Here is a 16,493-nt window from a genome sequence, read left to right on the forward strand (position 1 = left end):
AGGAATGGGGTCGCGGTGATACAGAACCCGGTCTCGCGCGCCGAGCGCCTTCTTCGGCCGGTGGCCCAGCTGCACGGTCAGACGCGTCTGGTCACCGCCGCCCTGCTGATTCCCGTCTTCGCCGCGGTGTTCTGGTTCACCATCCCCCGCGGAACCTGGCCCCGTGTGCTGGTCGCGCTGGTGGTCGTCACCGTTGTCTACGCCCTCGCGTCGTTCCTGCTCTCGCGCGTGTCGATCCGCATCTCGCACGACTGCGTGAGCGAACGCGGCTTCTTCACCACCAACAGGGTGGCCGGCAAGCGCATCGAGAGCGTCCTCATCCTGACTGTCTACCGGGGTCAGTCGCTCGAGACGGTTCAGCAGCTCTTCCTGCTCGACACCACCGGCGATGCGCTGCTGCGCATGCGTGGGCAGTTCTGGTCGGTCGACAGCATCGAGGCGTTGGCCTCCGCGTTCGACGTGCCGGTGCGTCGCGTCGAAGAACCCATCACCCGGGCCGCGCTTCGTCGTGACTACGCGCCGATCCTCTACTGGTTCGAGCGGTGGCCGTTGCTGGGCGCCGTCGTCTCCGCGGGCGCGATCGCGGGCCTGTCCCTCGTGCTCATCCTGCTGATGTCGCCCGAGAACCTCGTCGTCGGCTAGCCCTCGTCGACGAACCGCAGGGTGAGGGTGAGCGTGTGCCCCTCCTCGTTGTTCGCGTAGATCGCCTCGCCCCGGGCGCCGGCCAGCGCACCTGTGCCCGACCCCGGAACGATGCTGCCGAAACTGTGTCCGTCGTCACCCTCGGCGAGCCCGCCGTGCTGGATGACCAGGGATCCGGCGCGACCGCCGATCACGCCGGTGAACAACTCGGACGCGACGTACCCGGCGCCGACGGGGTTGCTTGCCATCAGCAGTTCAGCCGCGCTCTCTCCCTCTATGTCGCCGGTGAAGACCTTGGTCACCGTCACCCGGGCGAGCTCGCTGCGCTCCCCCTCGTCTCCGTAGGAGGACTGCTCCCAGCCGATGATCTCGAAGGGGGCGATGAAGGGAGCGTCGTCGGTCATGTGGCGATCCTAGAGCGTCATGCCCATCAGCGCACCGACCTCGGGCTCGGCCGGCAGCGCGACGAAGCCGAGTCGCAAGTAGAACGCGATCGCCGACGTGTTCGCCGGGTCGGCGACGAGGTGCAGACCCGGCACGCCGCGGGCCCGCAACGCGTCTGCGAGGGTCTCGATGAGCATCCGGCCGAGGCCCTGCCTCTGCAGCTCGGGAAGCAGGTCGATGTGAAGGTGGGCGGGATACTCGTCGACCCCGGGCACGAGCATCCGCTCGGGGCGCAGCCCGGCCGCAAGTACTCCGTGCGGGCCGTCGTCGGGTGCGTCGGTGGGCACCGCGTGACGCGCGGCGAAAGCGGGAAGCCACTCGGCCCGGTACCGGCGAACGAACTCGCGCGTGTCGGCGGTGCCGAGGATGTAGCCCGCGACCCGCTCGCCCGTATCGACGACGAACGCGAGCTCCGGGTCGAGACGGAGGTACGGCGCCGCATACACGTCCGCGAGGATCGCGGGGTCGCCCTGGCCGGTGCGCACGCAGACATCGAAGACGTGCGACTCGTCGCCCTCTCGAAACGGCCGGATGCGCGGTTCGGCCATCAGCGTCGGCGCGCGTTGCCGAAGATGCCGCGCATGACCTCGGTGAGGATGGTCTTCGTCACGGGCGATCCGAGCACCTGCTCCATCGGCGTCTTCGACGATCGGCGGGTCGACGACGACCTCGTCGTGGTGCGGCGGGGCTGAGTCTGCCGGGTCATCCGGTCGTACTCGGCGTCGAGCTTCTTCTGCGCGGCCAGTCGCTCCTTCTCGGTCTTGGCGGCCTGCACCGCGGCTGCCGCCTCGGCCTCGGCCTGAGCGGCGGCGGCGGATGCGGCGTCGAGGCGACGGGCCAGCATCTCCTTCGCCGAGTCGGGGTCGACGGCGGTGCCGTAGCGCGCGAGCAGCGGCGAAGCCTGCACGGTGGCCTGCATGTCGGCCGCCGGCGTGGGATCCATCGAACCCTGCGGGGCGCGCATGCGCGTCCACGCCACCGGAGTGGGCGCGCCCTTCTCGTTCATCACCGTGACGATCGCCTCGCCGATGGCCAGGCTCTGCAGCACCTCGCCGAGGTCGTACTCGCTGACCGGATACGTCTGCACGGTCTGCCGCAGCGCCTTGGCGTCGTCGGGGGTATGGGCCCTCAGCTGGTGCTGCACGCGCGAACCGAGTTGGGCGAGCACATCGCCCGGAACATCCTTGGGGGTCTGCGTCACGAAGAAGATGCCCACGCCCTTCGAGCGGATGAGGCGCACGGTCTGCGTGATGGCCGACAGGAAGTCCTTCGAGGCGTTCGCGAAGAGCAGGTGCGCCTCGTCGAAGAAGAACACCAGCTTCGGCTTGTCGATGTCTCCGACCTCGGGGAGGTCGTTCATGAGATCGGCGAGCAGCCACATGAGGAAGGTGGAGAACAGCGCCGGCTTGTCCTGCACCCCCGGAACCTCGAGGAGGCTGACGATGCCGCGACCGTCGGATGCGAGCCGCAGGAAGTCGGCCGTGTCGATCTCGGGCTCCCCGAAGAAGACATCGGCGCCCTGGTCGGAGAACGTGATGAGCTCGCGCAGGATCACTCCGACGGTGGCGGGTGCGAGGCCGCCCAGATCTTTCAGCTCGCCCTTGCCCTCGTCGCTCTGCAGGTAGCTCAGAACCGAACGCAGGTCGGCGAGGTCGACGAGCGGCAGGCCCTGCGCGTCGGCGTAGTGGAACACCAGCCCGAGGCTCGACTCCTGCGTCTCGTTGAGGCCGAGCACCTTCGACAGCAGCAGCGGCCCGAAACTGGTGATCGTCGCGCGGATCGGCACTCCTGTACCGAGGCCGCCGAGGGTGAAGTACTCGGTGGGGAAGGCGGTTGACTTCCAGTCCTGGCCGATGCCGCGGGTGCGGTCGGTGAGCTTGTCGCTCGATGCGCCGGGCGTGGCGATGCCCGACAGGTCGCCCTTGATGTCGGCCGCGAAGACGGGAACGCCCGCGGCGGAGAGCTGTTCGGCGAGCCCCTGGAGGGTCTTCGTCTTGCCCGTGCCGGTCGCTCCGGCCACGAGGCCGTGCCTCGCGACCATGCCGAGCGGGATGCGCACCTGCACGTCGGCGAGCGCCTCGCCGTTGACGAGCGCCCCCATTTGCAGGGCCTCGCCCGCGAAGTCGTAGCCCGCCCGCACAGCGTCGACCGCCGCCTGGCTCAGGGGCCCGGACGCGACGGGCTGCGGGGATGCGACAGGCTGCGGGGATGCGACGGGCTGCGTGGGCGCGACAGGCTGCGGGGGCGAAACGGGCTCCGGATCGACCGGCGCTGCAGCGGCCTCCGCCTCAGCGGCTCGCCGTGTGGCCTCAGCGAGCGCCGCCTCGGCCGCATCCGCTGCGGCCTGCGCCGCGGCCGCCGCGGCCTTCGCCTGCGCGAGTGCGGCAGCAGCATCCTGAACAGAACCGTCGTCGTTCGTCATACACAGACTCTACCGACGAAGCCCGCGCTCCGATCGACGAGTCGACTTGCCTCGTTTCGCCGCCTTCCCGGGCGACAACGCGGCAGATTCGGGCAACTCGGCAACGCTGTGGACAACTTCTGTGAGCATTCACGATTGTGGGCATAGTGAGCGGGTGAGTCCGGTCCCTCCCAAGCGAATCGTGTTCCCGCCCCGCGCGTTCACGGTGGCCGAGGCCCGAGCGAACGGTGTCACGGAGAAGCGCCTCCGCGCCCGCGACCTGACGACGCCGTTCCACGGCCTACGCCTCCGCGCCGGATGGGAAGACGGTCTTCCGCCTGCGATGGTGTTCGAGGAGAGGTGCCGCGCTCTGGCACAGACCCTTCCTCCCGAGGCGGCCTTCAGTCATGCGACCGCCGCAGCCCTGCACCGCCTGCCCCTGCCGACCGAGTTGCAGAACTCACCTCTGCACGTGACGGTGCCTCGTGGCCGGCGCGCGCCTCACCGGCACGGAGTGGTCGGGCATCAAGCCACTCTGTCGCCCGGCGATGTCGATTCCCGGTTCGGCTTCGGGGCGACAACGCCCGAACGCACCTGGTGCGATCTGGCTGCGGTTCTCGCCCTTGCGCCGCTGGTAGCGATCGGCGACCGTCTCATCCACCGCTCCCTCCCCCGGACAGACCTCGCCCGTCTCGCTCTCGCCGTCACCAACCACGGTTCCGGGCGGGGTGCCAGGCTTCTCGCCCGGGCACTTCCGATGCTCGACGACGGCAGCGAATCACCGATGGAGTCATGGCAGCGGGTGATCATCATTCTGGCGGGGCTGCCCACGCCCGTCACCAACTACGAGGTATTCGACGATCGGGGCGTCTTCGTGGCGCGCGTCGATCTCGCATACCCCGCCCTGAAGATCTCGATGGACTACGAGGGTGACCACCACCGCACCGACAAGAAGCAGTGGCGCCGCGACATCGCTCGATTCAGAAGGCTGAAGACGATCGGCTGGGACGCGAAGCGCTACACAGCCGACGACCTCACGGCGCCCGACGAGTTCATCGCCGATCTGGCGGCCTCGATTCGGGCCCGGTCGTAGCCGAGTTGCCCGAATCTGCCGCCTGGCAGGCGGTCGAGCGGGCAGATTCGTGCAACTCGACGTCGCGCAGAGCCGGGGCGGGCGGGCGGGCGGGCTCAGCGCAGCAGCAGCGGTGGCCGGGTCGCCCACTCGGCCATGAGGTCGGTGCGCACGGTGACGCCCGTTCCCGGGCCCGTGGGAACACGAAGGCGCCCGTCGACCAGTTCGAACGGCTCGGTCAGATCGTCTGCGTAGTAGCGCTTCGAGGCCGAGGTGTCGCCGGGCAGGGTGAATCCCGGAAGCGCCGCGAGCGCCACGTTCGCCGCTCTGCCCAGCCCTGTCTCGAGCATGCCCCCGCACCACACGGGAACGTCGCGCGCGAGGCACACGTCGTGGATGCGCACGGACTCCAGGTATCCCCCGACCCGTCCGGGCTTCACATTGACGATGGATGTCGCATCGCGCTCGATCGCATCGCTCGCTACGGCGGCCGACGTGATGGACTCGTCGAGGCAGACCGGGGTGTCGATGGCGGCGGCGAGCACGGCATGGCCCGCGATGTCCTCCTCGACGAAGGGCTGTTCGATCAGGAGCAGCCCGAACGCATCGAGCTCGCGCAGGTGATCGATGTCGTCGAGGGTGTAGGCGGTGTTGGCGTCGACCTGCAGCAGGGTCCCGTCGCCGAGCAGCGCGCGCACCGCACCGACGGGCTCCAGGTCCCAGCCGGGCTTGATCTTCAGCTTGATGCGCCGATACCCCTCGGCGACATACCCGGAGACCTCGTCGAGCAGCTCGTCGATGCTCGGAGCGATGCCCACCGAGACTCCGCAGTCGACCTCGTCGCGCGCGGCGCCGAGGTACCGCCCGAACGAGAGCCCGGATGCGCGCAGCTGGGCATCCAGAACGGCCGCCTCGACGGCGGCCTTCGCCATGCGGTGGCCGACCACGAAGCGCAGTCGCGCATCCAGTGTCTCGGCCGTGATGTCGCGCGCGGCCAGCACGGCGGGCGCGAGGTAGTGCTCGATGACGTGCTCGCAGCCGGAGACGTACTCGCTCGAATACACGGGGTCTGCCCCCGCCACGCACTCGCCCCAGCCCTCGACGCCGTCTGAGGTGACGACGTGCACGAGCAGCACGTCACGCTCGGTCTGGGTGCCGAAGCTGGTCTCGAACGGCCTGACCAGGGGCATCGCCAGGCGATGCAGGCTGATCCGCGCGATCTTCACGAGACGAGCGGAACGAGCCGGTCTTCGAGCCCCCAGGCCTGGCCGTAGCCGCCCTCGGACTCCGGCGCCTTCATCAGGTCGAGGAAGGCGCTCGCGTCGAAGGCCTCAGGGCCGAGCACGCCGACGCCCGACCAGGCGCCCGTGCTGAGCAGCTCGAGCGCGATCACCGGGTTGAGGGCGGTCTGCCAGACCACGCACTGGGCCTCGTACTCGCGCATCGTCCACTCGTTGTCGCTGACGTGATAGAGGTAGACCTCGCGAGGCCGGCCGTCGACGCCCGTGCCCGTGACCCACAGGCCCGCGCAGGTCTTGCCCGACATGCGGGGTCCGAGGGTGGCGGGATCGGGCAGTCCGGCGGCGACCACGTCGCGCGGTGCGACCTCGACGGGGCCGTTCGCCGAGCGCACCCTCAAGGGCACGGTCGAGTCGAGCCCCAGCTGGTGCAGCGTCTTGAGGATTCCGATGAACTCGTTGCCGAGGCCGTACTTGAACGTGACCCGCTTGGCGTCGACCCAGCGCGGCATCAGCAGCACCTCCTCGTGCTCGACGTTGACGCACTCGACGTCGCCGATGCCCTCGGGGAAGGTGAAGACCTCGGGCTCCGAGAACGGCGGGGTGGTGAACCAGCCGCGATCCTTCTCCCAGACGACCGGGGGGTTGAGGCACTCCTCGATGGTCGTCCAGATCGAGAACGACGGGGCGAAGATCTCGTTGCCTGCCTCATCGCGCACCACGAGGTTGGCGCCGTCGCGGGTGCCGAGCTCGTCGATCTCTGAGAAGAGGTGATCGGCGGCGTAGCGTGCGAACACGTCGCTGAGCCCGGGCTCCACTCCCATGCCCACGAGGGCGAGGCGCCCCGCGGTCTCCCAGTCGGCGGCCTGCGCGAACTGGTCGTCTCCGAGCTTCACGCCTGTCTCGGAGTGCGGGTCGGTGGGGTGCGGCTCCGACAGGCTCATCGCCATGTCGAGGTAGTCGGCGCCCGCGGCGAGCGCGCCCGCGAAGATCGTGGGCACGAACTTGGGTTCCACCGCGTTCATCACGTGGGTGGCGCCGTGTCGCCTGGCGACGTCGGCGACGCTGTCGGGGTCGGATGCGTCGATCGCGTCGACCGCGAAACGGCCGGCGACCTCGCTGCCGTGCTTCGAGGCGATCCAGTCGACGGTGCGCTGCGCCCTCGAGATGTCGTAGTCGGTGACGACGATCTGCTCGTAGAACGACCGCCGCGCTGCGATCTTGGCAATGGCATCGCCGACGCCGCCGGCGCCGACCAGGAGGATTCTCATGGGTGAACGCTACCCCAGGCTCACCGCGCTCCACGAGACCGCCGGCAGGGTGATCGTGACGACGCCGTCGACGAGGCTCGCACTCGTGTTGGGGGTGAGGCCGACTCGGTTCTGATCGGCGAGCGTGTTCGCCGCGTAGACGTCGGCGTCGGCGAGCGTCGAGGCCTCGAGGATGCCCAGAGCGCCCAGGCCCGCGACGTCGATGGTCACGGTCGCCTCCTCGGTCTCGCTGCGGTTCACCAGGAAGACGGCGGCGGTTCCCGTCTCGGCGTCGAAGGTGGCGACGGCGTCGACCGTCGCGACCGTTCCATAGTCTTTCGTGTCGTGGGTGTCGCTATCGAGCTTGACCTCGAGCACCGTGCCCCGGGCGAGGCGCGAGGTGACGGAGAAGGGGAAGAAGGTGGTCTGGCGCCACGAGTCGCCGCCCGGTTCCGTCATGATCGGCGCGATCACGTTCACGAGCTGGGCGAGCGAGGCCGACTGCACTCGATCGGCGTGCTTCAGCAGCGAGATGAGCAGGCTGCCGAAGACCACGGCGTCGGCGACGGAGTAGACGTCTTCGAGCAGGCGCGGGGCGACGGGCCACTCCTCGACGTCGGTGATGCGATCGACCGTCTGGTAGCGCTCGATGTACCAGACGTTCCACTCGTCGAACGAGATGTTGATCTGCTTCGACGACCGCAGCTCGGCCTTCACGCTGTCGGCCGTCGCGACGACGGACTCGATGAAGTGGTCCATGTTGACGCCCGAGGCGAGGAAGCTCGTGAGGTCTCCCCCGCGCTCCTCGTAGTAGGCGTGGCACGAGATGTAGTCCACGTCTTCGTAGGTGTGCTGCAGCACGGTGCGCTCCCACGATCCGAAGGTGGGCATCTGCGCGCTCGACGATCCGCACACCACGAGCTCGAGCCGCTCGTCGAGCTGGCGCAGGGCCTTCGCGGTCTGGCTCGCGATCTTGCCGTAGTCCTCCGCACTGCGATGACCGAGCTGCCACGGGCCATCCATCTCGTTGCCGAGGCACCACATGGTGACGCCGAACGGGTCGACCTGGCCGTTGGCGATGCGCAGGTCGCTGAGCGTCGAGCCGGAGCGGATGTTCGTGTACTCGACGAGGTCGAGCGCCTCCTCGACACCGCGGGTGCCCAGGTTGATCGCGAGCATCAGCTCACTGTCGACCTTCGTGAGCCATGACGAGAACTCGTGCAGCCCGATCTCGTTCGTCTCGGTGGAGTGCCAGGCCAGGTCGAGCCTCCGCGGGCGGTCCTCCCGCGGGCCGACGCTGTCCTCCCATTTGAACCCCGAGACGAAGTTGCCGCCGGGGTAGCGGATGGTGGTTGTTCCGAGCTCCTTGACGAGGTCGATGACGTCGCCCCGGAAGCCTTCGGCATCGGCCGTGGGGTGCCCCGGCTCGTAGATGCCGTCGTACACGCAGCGTCCGAGGTGCTCGACGAACGAGCCGAAGATGCGGCGGTTGATCGCCCCGACGGCGAAGTGGGGGTCGAGGGTGAGGCGTGCGGTGACCATGGGTGTCTCCTGGTTTTCAGGGGGTGAGTGAGGTGAGTGGTGCTTCGCGAGCGGGACTACTTGAGGGCGCCGAGCGAGAGGCCGCCCTGCCAGTACTTCTGCAGCGAGAGGAATGCGATGACGAGCGGGATGATCGAGATGAGCGACCCGACGACGATGAGCGTGTAGAGCGAGGTTCCGCCGCCGTTGTTCGAGGCCGCGAGCGCCTGCCAGCCGCCCAGACCGACGGTCACGGGATAGAGGTTCTGGTCGCTGAGCACGGCGAGCGGCAGGAAGTAGTTGTTCCACGTTCCGACCACGGAGAGCAGCAGCACCGTGACGACGGCGGGCCGCATGAGCGGCAGCGCGACGGTGAAGAACGTGCGCAGCTCGCCCGAACCGTCGACGCGGGCGGCGTCGAGCAGTTCGTCGGGAACGGCGTCGGCCGCGTAGACCCGCATGAGGTAGACGCCGAACGGGCTGAGCAGCGACGGGAGGATGACCGCCCAGATCGTGTTCGTGAGGTGCAGCTGCGACATGAGCATGAACGTCGGAATGACGAGCGCGGTGAGCGGCACCATGACCGAGCCGAGCAGGATCGCGAACGAGAAGTCGCGACCCTTGAAGGCGAACTTGGCGAAGCCGTAGCCCGCGAGCACCGCGAGCACGGTGGCGCCGACGCCGCCGAGCAGGGAGTACAGCGCGGAGTTGCCGAGCCAGCGGAAGTAGAGGCCGCCCTTGTAGGTGACGAGCTCCTGGATGTTCGCCAGCAGATTGAAGTTCTTGTCGAACCAGAGCGCACCTCCCGTGCCCGTGAACAGGCCCTGCGGGTCTTTCGTGCTGGCGACGAACAGCCACCACAGGGGCAGCAGGAAGTACACGATGAGGATGACGAGGAAGACGTGCGCCGCGACGTTCGGCTTCTTCCTGACCTTGATCGGGCTCGTGATCGTCGTCATGAGAGGCCTCCCCGGCGCTTGCGGCTGGCGAATAAGAAGATGTACACCGCGATGAAGACCACGATGCCGAGCGAGAACGAGATGGTCGACGCGTAGTTGAACTGCGAGAACCGGAAGGCGAGATCGAACGCGTAGATGTTGGGCGTGAAGCTCGAGGTGATCGAGCCGTTCGAGATCGGCCTCAGCACCTGCGGCTCCGTGAAGAACTGCAGCGTGCCGATGAGAGCGAAGACGAGGATCAGGGCCATCGCGCTCGAGATCATCGGCACCTTGATGCGCAGCGCGATCTGTCTCGGCGTCGCGCCGTCGATGCGCGCGGCCTCGTAGATCGAGGGGTCGATGCCCCGGAGCGCCGCGTAGATGATGATCATGTAGTAGCCGGCCCACTGCCAGACGACGATGTTGAGCAGCCCGCCGAAGATGTTTCCCGAACTCAGGATCTCGGGTGCGCTCTGATTGACCACCTTGAAGAGGTCGGTGAGCGGACCGAAGGTCGGGCTGTAGAGGAAGCCCCACATGAGCGTGCCGACGACGGCCGGGATGGCGTAGGGCACGAAGATGGCCAGCCGGGCGAAGCGCGACAGCCTCGTGGTGAGCGCGTCGAGCACGAGCGCCGCCGCGAGCGATACCGCCATCTGGATGGGGATGAGGATGACCGCGAAGCGGATGACGAACCAGATGCCCGAGAGGAACTCCGGGTCGGTGAACGCCTTGATGTAGTTGCCGGCGCCGGCGAAGATCGTGCCGGTGGCGAGGCCTTTGGAGAAGAGGCTGAGATAGAACGCGTAGGCCAGGGGCGCCACGAGGAAGACGAGGAAGATCGCTCCGAACGGAGCGATGAAGAGCCAGCCTATCCAGGGGCGACGCAGGTTGCGGCGCCGGGAGGGTGCTCTCAGCACGGCGGCGGGGTGTGTCATGTCAGTCCTTCGATCGACTGTGAGGAAAGAGTGGGGGGGCCCATCGACGGGCTCAGGGAACGGTGTCGCTCCCTGAGCCTGTCGAAGGGGAAAGACGTTCTACTTGACCGTGAAGCCCTGCGCCTTGGCGTAGTCGGTCATCGTGCCCTGCAGGTCGTCGAGAGCATCGGAACCCGACTTCGACCCGTCGATGATCGAGACCATCGCCTTTGTGAGCTCCGAGTAGTAGTACGTGGTGAACGGGCTGTAGGTGTAGCCCTCGTACGCGTTCTCGGCGGGGATGTAGACCTCTTTGTTGGCTGTCTGGCCGCCGAAGAACTTGACGGGCGTGTCGGCGAACGCGTCAGAGGCCAAAATCTTCTGGTTGAGCGGGAAGATCGTCTGGGTGTCGACGCCGTCCTGCAGCTCTTCATCGGATGCGTACAGCTCCTTGGCGACGGTCGCCGCCAGATCCTTGTCCTTGGCCTGCGTGGTGACGGCGAACGTGGATCCGCCCCAGTTCACGGAGACGGGGTTGGCGGGATCCCACTGGGGAAGCGGGGCCGCCTTCCAGTCTGCGCCGTCTCCCTCGGTCGAGGCTCCGGCTCCGGTCAGGTATCCGGGAGCCCACGCCGCGGAGACGTAGGTGGCGTAGGAGCCGTTGGCCAGGCCGCCGATGTAGTCGGTGTTGAACTGGTCCTGCGTGTCGACGATGCCCTTCTTGACCAGGTCTGCCCAGTAGTCGGCGACTTTCTTCGAGCCACTGTCGTTCAGTTCGACGCCGATGTTCTGCGGGTCGGCCGACTCGTAGTCCCAGGCCTTCTGGCCGTTCTGCGTCATCAGAGCCGTGAACCATGCGGGTACGTTGCTGCCGAAGTCGCCCATGAACGGGCCGCCCGCGTCTTTGAGCTGCTGCCCCGCAGCGGCGTATTCGTCCCACGTCGTCGGCACGGCGATGCCGTACTTCGCGAAGATGTCGGCGCGGTAGATCATGGCCATCGGGCCGCCGTCGACCGGGATGGCGTAGACGGAGTCGCCGCTGGAGACGTCTTTCCACGCACCGGCGCTGAAGTTGGCCTTCACGTCGTCGGCGCCGTGCTCGCTCAGGTCGACGAGAGCGTCCTGCAGGATGAACCCGGGAACGACCTCGGCCTCGAGCATGACCACGTCGGGGGCACCCGTTCCGGCCGCGATCGCGGTGGAGAACTTGGCGTATTCGTCTGCGCCCTGACCGGCGTTCGACCAGCAGACCTGCACGTCGTCGTGCGATTTGTTGAACATGTCCACGACCGTGTTGATGTTCGGGTACCACGCCCAGACCGACACCTGGGGGGCGTCTTTGTTGACGATGGTGTTGCTGCACGAGCCTGCGTCACCGCCTGCGGAGTCGGTGCTGCCTCCTGCGCTGACATCGGGCGAGCAGCCGGCGAGAGTGACCAGGAGAGCGCCAGCGCTCACCACGGCCAGAAGTGATTTGGTCTTCACTGTGATGGTTCCCTTCGAGGAAAGAACCGCGACGATGCTGTCGCGAGTTCGGGTGGGGGTGCGTCGTCTCCCTAGCGCAGCGGTGCGTGCGCCGAGGCGGGAGAGGAGTGGAAGAATTCGGCGATGACGCCTGCCTGCGGGTAGCGGCATATGACCATCAGCGAATCCTCCTTGATTCGGGCAATCGACTTCGCCCATGAGGCGTGAAATCGAATTCTTGTCATTTACAACGTTGTAAAGTAAACGTTGTAAAAGCGATTCTGCACTGCCTCGCCACCCCTGTCAAGACGAAGATCGCGACGAGTGCGCAATCGATATGAACGCCGTCCACGCGGCGCTCAGGCGGCACTCAGCGCGCGCTCGACTCCCGTTGCACCACACGGAATTCGGTCGCGAGATCCCGCGCCGGAGCATCGGATTCGGGATTGTCAATGCGTTCGAGGAGCAGGTCGACGGCGGTCTCGGCGATCTCATCCTTCGACGGATCGATCGTCGACAGCGAGGGGATCGAATACCGCGTCTCGTCGATGTCGTCGAACCCGATGACCGAGACGTCGTCGGGAATGCGGAGTCCCGCCTCCTGCATCACGCGCATGGCACCGAGGGCCATGGAGTCGTTGAATGCGACGAGCCCGTCGAACGGCACGCCCTGTTCGAGGAAGCGCCGCATCGCCGCAGCGCCGTCCTTGCGGTGCCAGTTGATAGCGGGGATGACGAGCGACGGGTCGTAGGCGACCCCGGCCTCGTCGAGGGCCTGTCGGTACCCCTCGAGCCTGAGCCCCGCAGATCCGACCACCTCGCCGGGATGCGAGCCGAGGGCGGCGATCCGCCGCCTGCCGAGCGAGAGCAGGTGCTCGGTGGCGGCCTTCGCGCCCGCCGTATTCTGCATCGTCACGTGATCCTTCGGCCCGTGGAAGATGCGGTCGCCGAGCAGCACCATCGGCATCCGGCTGTCGAGCTCGTGCGCGTCCTCCTCGCCGAGGGCGAGAACGCTGTAGAGGATGCCGTCGACGAGCTGCATGCGGGGCCCGCGCAGGATCTCGAGCTCCTCCTTCTTGCCCCCGGGCATCTGCTCGATGATCACCGAGAGCCCCTTCGCCTGGGCCGCGCGCATGACCGCGTCGGCGAGTTCGGCGAAGTAGGCGTTGCGCAGGTCGGGGATGAGCAGGCTGATCACACCGGAGCGCCCGGAACGCAGGCTGCGGGCGGAGAGATTGGGCTGGTAGCCCAACTCGGAGATGGCGGACTCGACCTTGGTGCGGGTGGCCGGCCTGATGTGCGGATAGTCGTTGATGACGTTCGAGACGGTCTTGATCGACACGCCGGCCAGCCGGGCGACATCGTGCAGGGTAATGGCCACGGCTTGAGACTACAACGTTGCAGAAACGGCGGCCATCACCCTCGCGACAGAACGAAGCGATGCCTGCGCTCGTTCTCCCGAAACAGCCTGTTCGCGATCGGAGCCCAGACGATCACCGCGACTCCGGCACCCAGCAGCAGTCCGCCGAACGTGTCGCTCAGCCAGTGCGCTCCGAGATAGGTGCGGCTCAGCAGCATGAGCACGACGTACACGACCCCCGCGATCCAGACCCAGCCGCGGCGCAGGATGATCGCGAGCACGACGGCCATGGTCGTCGCGTTCGCGACATGGCCCGACGGGAAGGACCCGAAGTCGGCGTGCACCAGGATCTCCTCCGGCCTCGCCCTGCCGAAGATGCCCTTGAGCAGCTGCACCAGGCCGGCCGACAGGATCGTGGCGACCGCGAAGTACAGCGCGGCCCAGAACCTGCGGAACAGGCAGAGCCCCACGATGATGGCGATCGGAACGATGAACACCCCGATCACCCCGCCCCCGAGGTAGTTCATCGCGAGCGACGGGATCTCCCACACGGGCGAGCGGTGCTCGACGATCTCGTCCATCCACTCGGTGTCGAAGCCGAGCGGGTTGCCGGCCCCGCGCAGCATGACGAGCGCGCCGATCAGCACGGCGACCACCAGCACCGCGAACGCGCTGACCAGGGGCCAGAACCGCTGCACTCTGCGGGTCTTCTGGTCGGTGCTGGGCTCCGTGCCCGGCTCGATATTCTCGGGGTTGCGCGTCGTCATCCACCGACCGTACCGGCTCGGTCGAATCCCCGCGCAGGGCTTGCTATCGGCGTCAGTGACCCAGCGCCGGCACCGTCGACGGCCGCACGATGAGCCACAGGGAGAGCACGGCGACGGCCGCTGTCACGGCCATGACCGCTCCCATGGGCACCGCGCTGGTGATGCCGAGGAACCCGACGACCGGGGAGATGAGGCCGGCGAGGCCGAAGTTGACCGCGCCCAGAAGAGACGCGGCCGTGCCGGCCTCCTTGCCGTGCCGGTCGAGGGCGAGCACCTGCACGCACGGGAACCCGAAGCCGCAGGAGGCGATGAAGAACCAGAGCGGAACGAGGATGCCCACCAGCCCGGCCCCGGCGGAGTCGAGCACGACGATCGCGATGGCGCAGACGAGCATGACCATCGTCGTTCCCGCCAGGATCCACTGCGGGGGCACGTATTTCGTGAGCCTGGCCGATGCCTGCGTGCCGACGGCGATACCGATCGAGTTGACGGCGAAGAGCAGCCCGTACTGCTGCGGGTCGAGCTCGTAGACGAGCTGGAACAGGAACGACGACGCCGACAGGTAGGTGAAGAGCCCGGCGAACGTCATGCCGCCGATGAGGGCCACGCCCACGAAGATGCGATCGCTGAGCACGGACTTGTAGCGCTGCCCCAGGGTCGAGTGCCCGTCGTCTCGCGGGCGATCCTTGGGCAGGGTCTCGACGATCCAGAGCCAGACGGCCACCACGACGAGGATGCCGTAGATCGCGAGCGCCCAGAAGATTCCACGCCAGTCGGTGAAGCGCAGCATCTGCGAGCCGATGAGCGGCGCGAGCAGGGGTGCGAGCGTGGTGACGAGGGCGAGGCGCGAGAGCATGCGCACCAGCGGACGACCGCCGAACAGGTCGCGCACCATGGCCATCGCGACCACTCCGCCCGCGGCGGCGCCGGCGCCCTGGAGCACCCGGAAGATGCCGAGCGACACGATCTCCGGAGCGACCGCGGCTCCGATGCAGGCCGCGATGTGCAGCAGGGTCGCGACGATGAGCGGCAGCCGTCGACCGACCTTGTCGCTCCACGGGCCGACCACGAGCTGACCCAGCGCGAATCCGATCGTGGTGCCGGTGAGGGTGAGCTGGATCGCTCCGGCCGACACCCCCAGGTCTTCTTCGAGGATCGGGAACGCGGGCAGGTAGAGGTCGATCGTGAGCGGCCCGAGCGCGGTGAGTCCGCCGAGCAGAAGCACGTAGACGAGGCGTTGGCGCCGCGAGAGAGAGTCGCCCGGGTGAACGACGGTGATGGAGTCAGTTGTCACGGGATTCCTTGCGCGGTCGCGGCGATAGACGAATGGAATCCACACTACCGAATCGATTCGACTTCTGATCCCGTGCGCTCGAATCGGTTCGATCCGCTTTCAGCCGCGGCGCGAGAAATCGACGGCGAGAACGGCTCCGGCCTGCTCCGCATAGACGAGCGGATGCGCGAGCGAGCGCTCCCGGGACCCGGCAAGGTCGGTCAGCGACACGACCGCGGCGAAGTCGTCGCTCGGCGCGGCGATGCGCCCGGCCACCAGCATCGGCACGGTGGATGCGGCGCGAGCGGCCGAGAGCACGCGCGACGCCACCTTGCCGTCGGCCGACTGCTCGTCGAAGCTGCCCTCGCCCGTGACCACGACGTCTGCTGCGGAGATCGCCGCGTCGAGGCCGGAGAGGAGCGCGATCTCGTCCGATCCCGAGACGAGCACCGCGCCCCAGGCCACGAGGCCGAAGCCCACTCCCCCGGCCGCGCCGACGCCGGGAAGATCGGCGGGCACCGCCGGCAGGGCCGAGGCGAGGGCGGCGAGACCGCGCTCGAGCTCATCGACGAGGTCCGGGGACGCACCCTTCTGCGGCCCGAAGACCCGGGCCGATCCGCGTTCGCCCAGCAGGGGGTTCGTCACATCGCAGAGAACCGTGACCCCGCCCGGCGGCAGCGGCCGCAGACCGCTGAGCTCGGCTTCGACGAGGTCGTGCAGGCCCCGGTTGCCGTCGGCGATCGGCGAGCCCTCGGCATCCAGAAACCGCGCGCCGAGCTCGCTGAGCACGCCCGCTCCCCCGTCTGTCGACGAGCTGCCGCCGATGGCCAGGACGAGACGGCCCACCCCGTGGTCGAGGGCCGCCCGCACGGCCTGGCCGAATCCGCGCGTGTGCGCATCCAGGGGCCTGAGGCCGGCGAGCAGCGGGAGGCCGCTGGTGTTCGCCAGCTCGACCACGCCCGTGCCGTCGGGCAGGAGAAGCCACTCGGCGTCGACCACCGCGTCGTCCGGGCCGGTGACGCGAACGGGCATGCGCTGCGAGCCAGGCACCGCGGCCGCGACGGCATCGATCGTGCCCTCTCCCCCGTCGGCCAGGGGCAGCAGCACGAGGTCGTCGTCGGGGCGCGCGCGGGCCCAGCCGCCGGCGATCGCCCGGGCCACGGCATCGGCCGACGAGCTGCCCTTGAAGGAATCGGGGGCCATCAC

15 protein-coding genes are annotated in these 16,493 nt (G+C 68.0%); 2 read left to right on the top strand and 13 right to left on the bottom strand.

Features of this window, described 5'->3' with window-relative positions; all coding sequences use genetic code 11:
• The first annotated feature begins 15 nt into the window (after positions 1-15).
• Positions 16-642 carry a hypothetical protein gene (locus tag ASF51_RS00995; protein ID WP_055923962.1) on the top strand — a complete coding sequence of 209 codons (627 nt, stop codon included), beginning with the start codon at positions 16-18 and terminating at the stop codon, positions 640-642.
• Here the strand turns inward: ASF51_RS00995 and ASF51_RS01000 are convergent.
• The 3 genes from ASF51_RS01000 to ASF51_RS01010 are packed head-to-tail and all read right to left on the bottom strand — an operon-like array spanning position 639 to position 3,508.
• Positions 639-1,046: a DUF3224 domain-containing protein gene (locus tag ASF51_RS01000; protein ID WP_055923966.1), complete on the bottom strand. Its 408-nt coding sequence runs from the start codon at positions 1,044-1,046 to the stop codon at positions 639-641. The genes ASF51_RS00995 and ASF51_RS01000 overlap by 4 nt on opposite strands.
• Positions 1,047-1,055: 9 nt before the next feature.
• The gene (locus ASF51_RS01005; protein ID WP_055923969.1) at positions 1,056-1,634 is read right to left on the bottom strand and encodes a GNAT family N-acetyltransferase; all 579 of its coding nucleotides are present in this window, start codon (positions 1,632-1,634) and stop codon (positions 1,056-1,058) included.
• Positions 1,634-3,508 carry a helicase HerA-like domain-containing protein gene (locus ASF51_RS01010; protein ID WP_055923973.1) on the bottom strand — a complete coding sequence of 625 codons (1,875 nt, stop codon included), beginning with the start codon at positions 3,506-3,508 and terminating at the stop codon, positions 1,634-1,636. The genes ASF51_RS01005 and ASF51_RS01010 overlap by 1 nt, the downstream gene beginning before the upstream one ends.
• 154 nt (positions 3,509-3,662) lie before the next feature.
• Between ASF51_RS01010 and ASF51_RS01015 the strand changes: the two genes are divergently transcribed.
• A complete protein-coding gene (locus ASF51_RS01015) occupies positions 3,663-4,580 on the top strand; it encodes a hypothetical protein (protein ID WP_055923974.1) in 918 nt (305 codons plus the stop codon).
• A 95-nt stretch (positions 4,581-4,675) separates the two neighbouring features.
• On the opposite strand, the gene menC is transcribed toward ASF51_RS01015, so the two are convergent.
• The 10 genes from menC to ASF51_RS01065 all read right to left on the bottom strand — a co-directional run bounded on the left by menC (position 4,676) and on the right by ASF51_RS01065 (position 16,490).
• Complete coding sequence (gene menC, locus ASF51_RS01020) at positions 4,676-5,785, bottom strand: o-succinylbenzoate synthase (RefSeq protein WP_055923976.1); 1,110 nt, start codon at positions 5,783-5,785, stop codon at positions 4,676-4,678.
• A complete protein-coding gene (locus tag ASF51_RS01025) occupies positions 5,782-7,068 on the bottom strand; it encodes a saccharopine dehydrogenase family protein (protein ID WP_055923979.1) in 1,287 nt (428 codons plus the stop codon). Before ASF51_RS01025 ends, menC begins: the two co-directional genes overlap by 4 nt.
• Positions 7,069-7,077: 9 nt before the next feature.
• A complete protein-coding gene (locus ASF51_RS01030) occupies positions 7,078-8,589 on the bottom strand; it encodes an alpha-N-arabinofuranosidase (RefSeq protein ID WP_055923982.1) in 1,512 nt (503 codons plus the stop codon).
• Positions 8,590-8,645: 56 nt separating this feature from the next.
• On the bottom strand, positions 8,646-9,527 hold the full coding sequence (locus ASF51_RS01035; protein WP_055923985.1) for a carbohydrate ABC transporter permease: 882 nt from the start codon (positions 9,525-9,527) through the stop codon (positions 8,646-8,648).
• On the bottom strand, positions 9,524-10,444 hold the full coding sequence (locus tag ASF51_RS01040; protein ID WP_055923988.1) for a carbohydrate ABC transporter permease: 921 nt from the start codon (positions 10,442-10,444) through the stop codon (positions 9,524-9,526). Before ASF51_RS01040 ends, ASF51_RS01035 begins: the two co-directional genes overlap by 4 nt.
• A gap of 99 nt (positions 10,445-10,543) precedes the next feature.
• The gene (locus ASF51_RS01045) at positions 10,544-11,908 is read right to left on the bottom strand and encodes an ABC transporter substrate-binding protein (RefSeq protein ID WP_055923991.1); all 1,365 of its coding nucleotides are present in this window, start codon (positions 11,906-11,908) and stop codon (positions 10,544-10,546) included.
• Between the two features lie 349 nt (positions 11,909-12,257).
• Complete coding sequence (locus tag ASF51_RS01050; protein ID WP_055923995.1) at positions 12,258-13,268, bottom strand: LacI family DNA-binding transcriptional regulator; 1,011 nt, start codon at positions 13,266-13,268, stop codon at positions 12,258-12,260.
• Positions 13,269-13,303: 35 nt separating this feature from the next.
• Positions 13,304-14,014, bottom strand: coding sequence for a phosphatase PAP2 family protein (locus ASF51_RS01055; protein ID WP_082479440.1), 711 nt, complete (start codon positions 14,012-14,014; stop codon positions 13,304-13,306).
• 52 nt (positions 14,015-14,066) lie between these two features.
• Complete coding sequence (locus ASF51_RS01060; RefSeq protein ID WP_235497096.1) at positions 14,067-15,308, bottom strand: multidrug effflux MFS transporter; 1,242 nt, start codon at positions 15,306-15,308, stop codon at positions 14,067-14,069.
• A 99-nt stretch (positions 15,309-15,407) separates the two neighbouring features.
• Positions 15,408-16,490: a glycerate kinase gene (locus tag ASF51_RS01065; RefSeq protein WP_200926070.1), complete on the bottom strand. Its 1,083-nt coding sequence runs from the start codon at positions 16,488-16,490 to the stop codon at positions 15,408-15,410.
• Positions 16,491-16,493: the final 3 nt, after the last annotated feature.

It is taken from the genome of Agreia sp. Leaf283, assembly GCF_001422485.1.
In the GTDB taxonomy this organism is placed as follows: Bacteria; Actinomycetota; Actinomycetes; order Actinomycetales; family Microbacteriaceae; genus Agreia.

Excerpts from the sequence above, each read along its gene's own strand:
- ASF51_RS01000 (WP_055923966.1), bottom strand. The coding sequence starts at position 1,046 with ATGACCGACGACGCTCCCTTCATCGCCCCCTTCGAGATCATCGGCTGG.
- ASF51_RS01005 (WP_055923969.1), bottom strand. The coding sequence starts at position 1,634 with ATGGCCGAACCGCGCATCCGGCCGTTTCGAGAGGGCGACGAGTCGCAC.
- ASF51_RS01010 (WP_055923973.1), bottom strand. The coding sequence starts at position 3,508 with ATGACGAACGACGACGGTTCTGTTCAGGATGCTGCTGCCGCACTCGCG.
- ASF51_RS01025 (WP_055923979.1), bottom strand. The coding sequence starts at position 7,068 with ATGAGAATCCTCCTGGTCGGCGCCGGCGGCGTCGGCGATGCCATTGCC.
- ASF51_RS01030 (WP_055923982.1), bottom strand. The coding sequence starts at position 8,589 with ATGGTCACCGCACGCCTCACCCTCGACCCCCACTTCGCCGTCGGGGCG.
- ASF51_RS01035 (WP_055923985.1), bottom strand. The coding sequence starts at position 9,527 with ATGACGACGATCACGAGCCCGATCAAGGTCAGGAAGAAGCCGAACGTC.
- ASF51_RS01040 (WP_055923988.1), bottom strand. The coding sequence starts at position 10,444 with ATGACACACCCCGCCGCCGTGCTGAGAGCACCCTCCCGGCGCCGCAAC.
- ASF51_RS01055 (WP_082479440.1), bottom strand. The coding sequence starts at position 14,014 with ATGACGACGCGCAACCCCGAGAATATCGAGCCGGGCACGGAGCCCAGC.
- ASF51_RS01065 (WP_200926070.1), bottom strand. The coding sequence starts at position 16,490 with ATGGCCCCCGATTCCTTCAAGGGCAGCTCGTCGGCCGATGCCGTGGCC.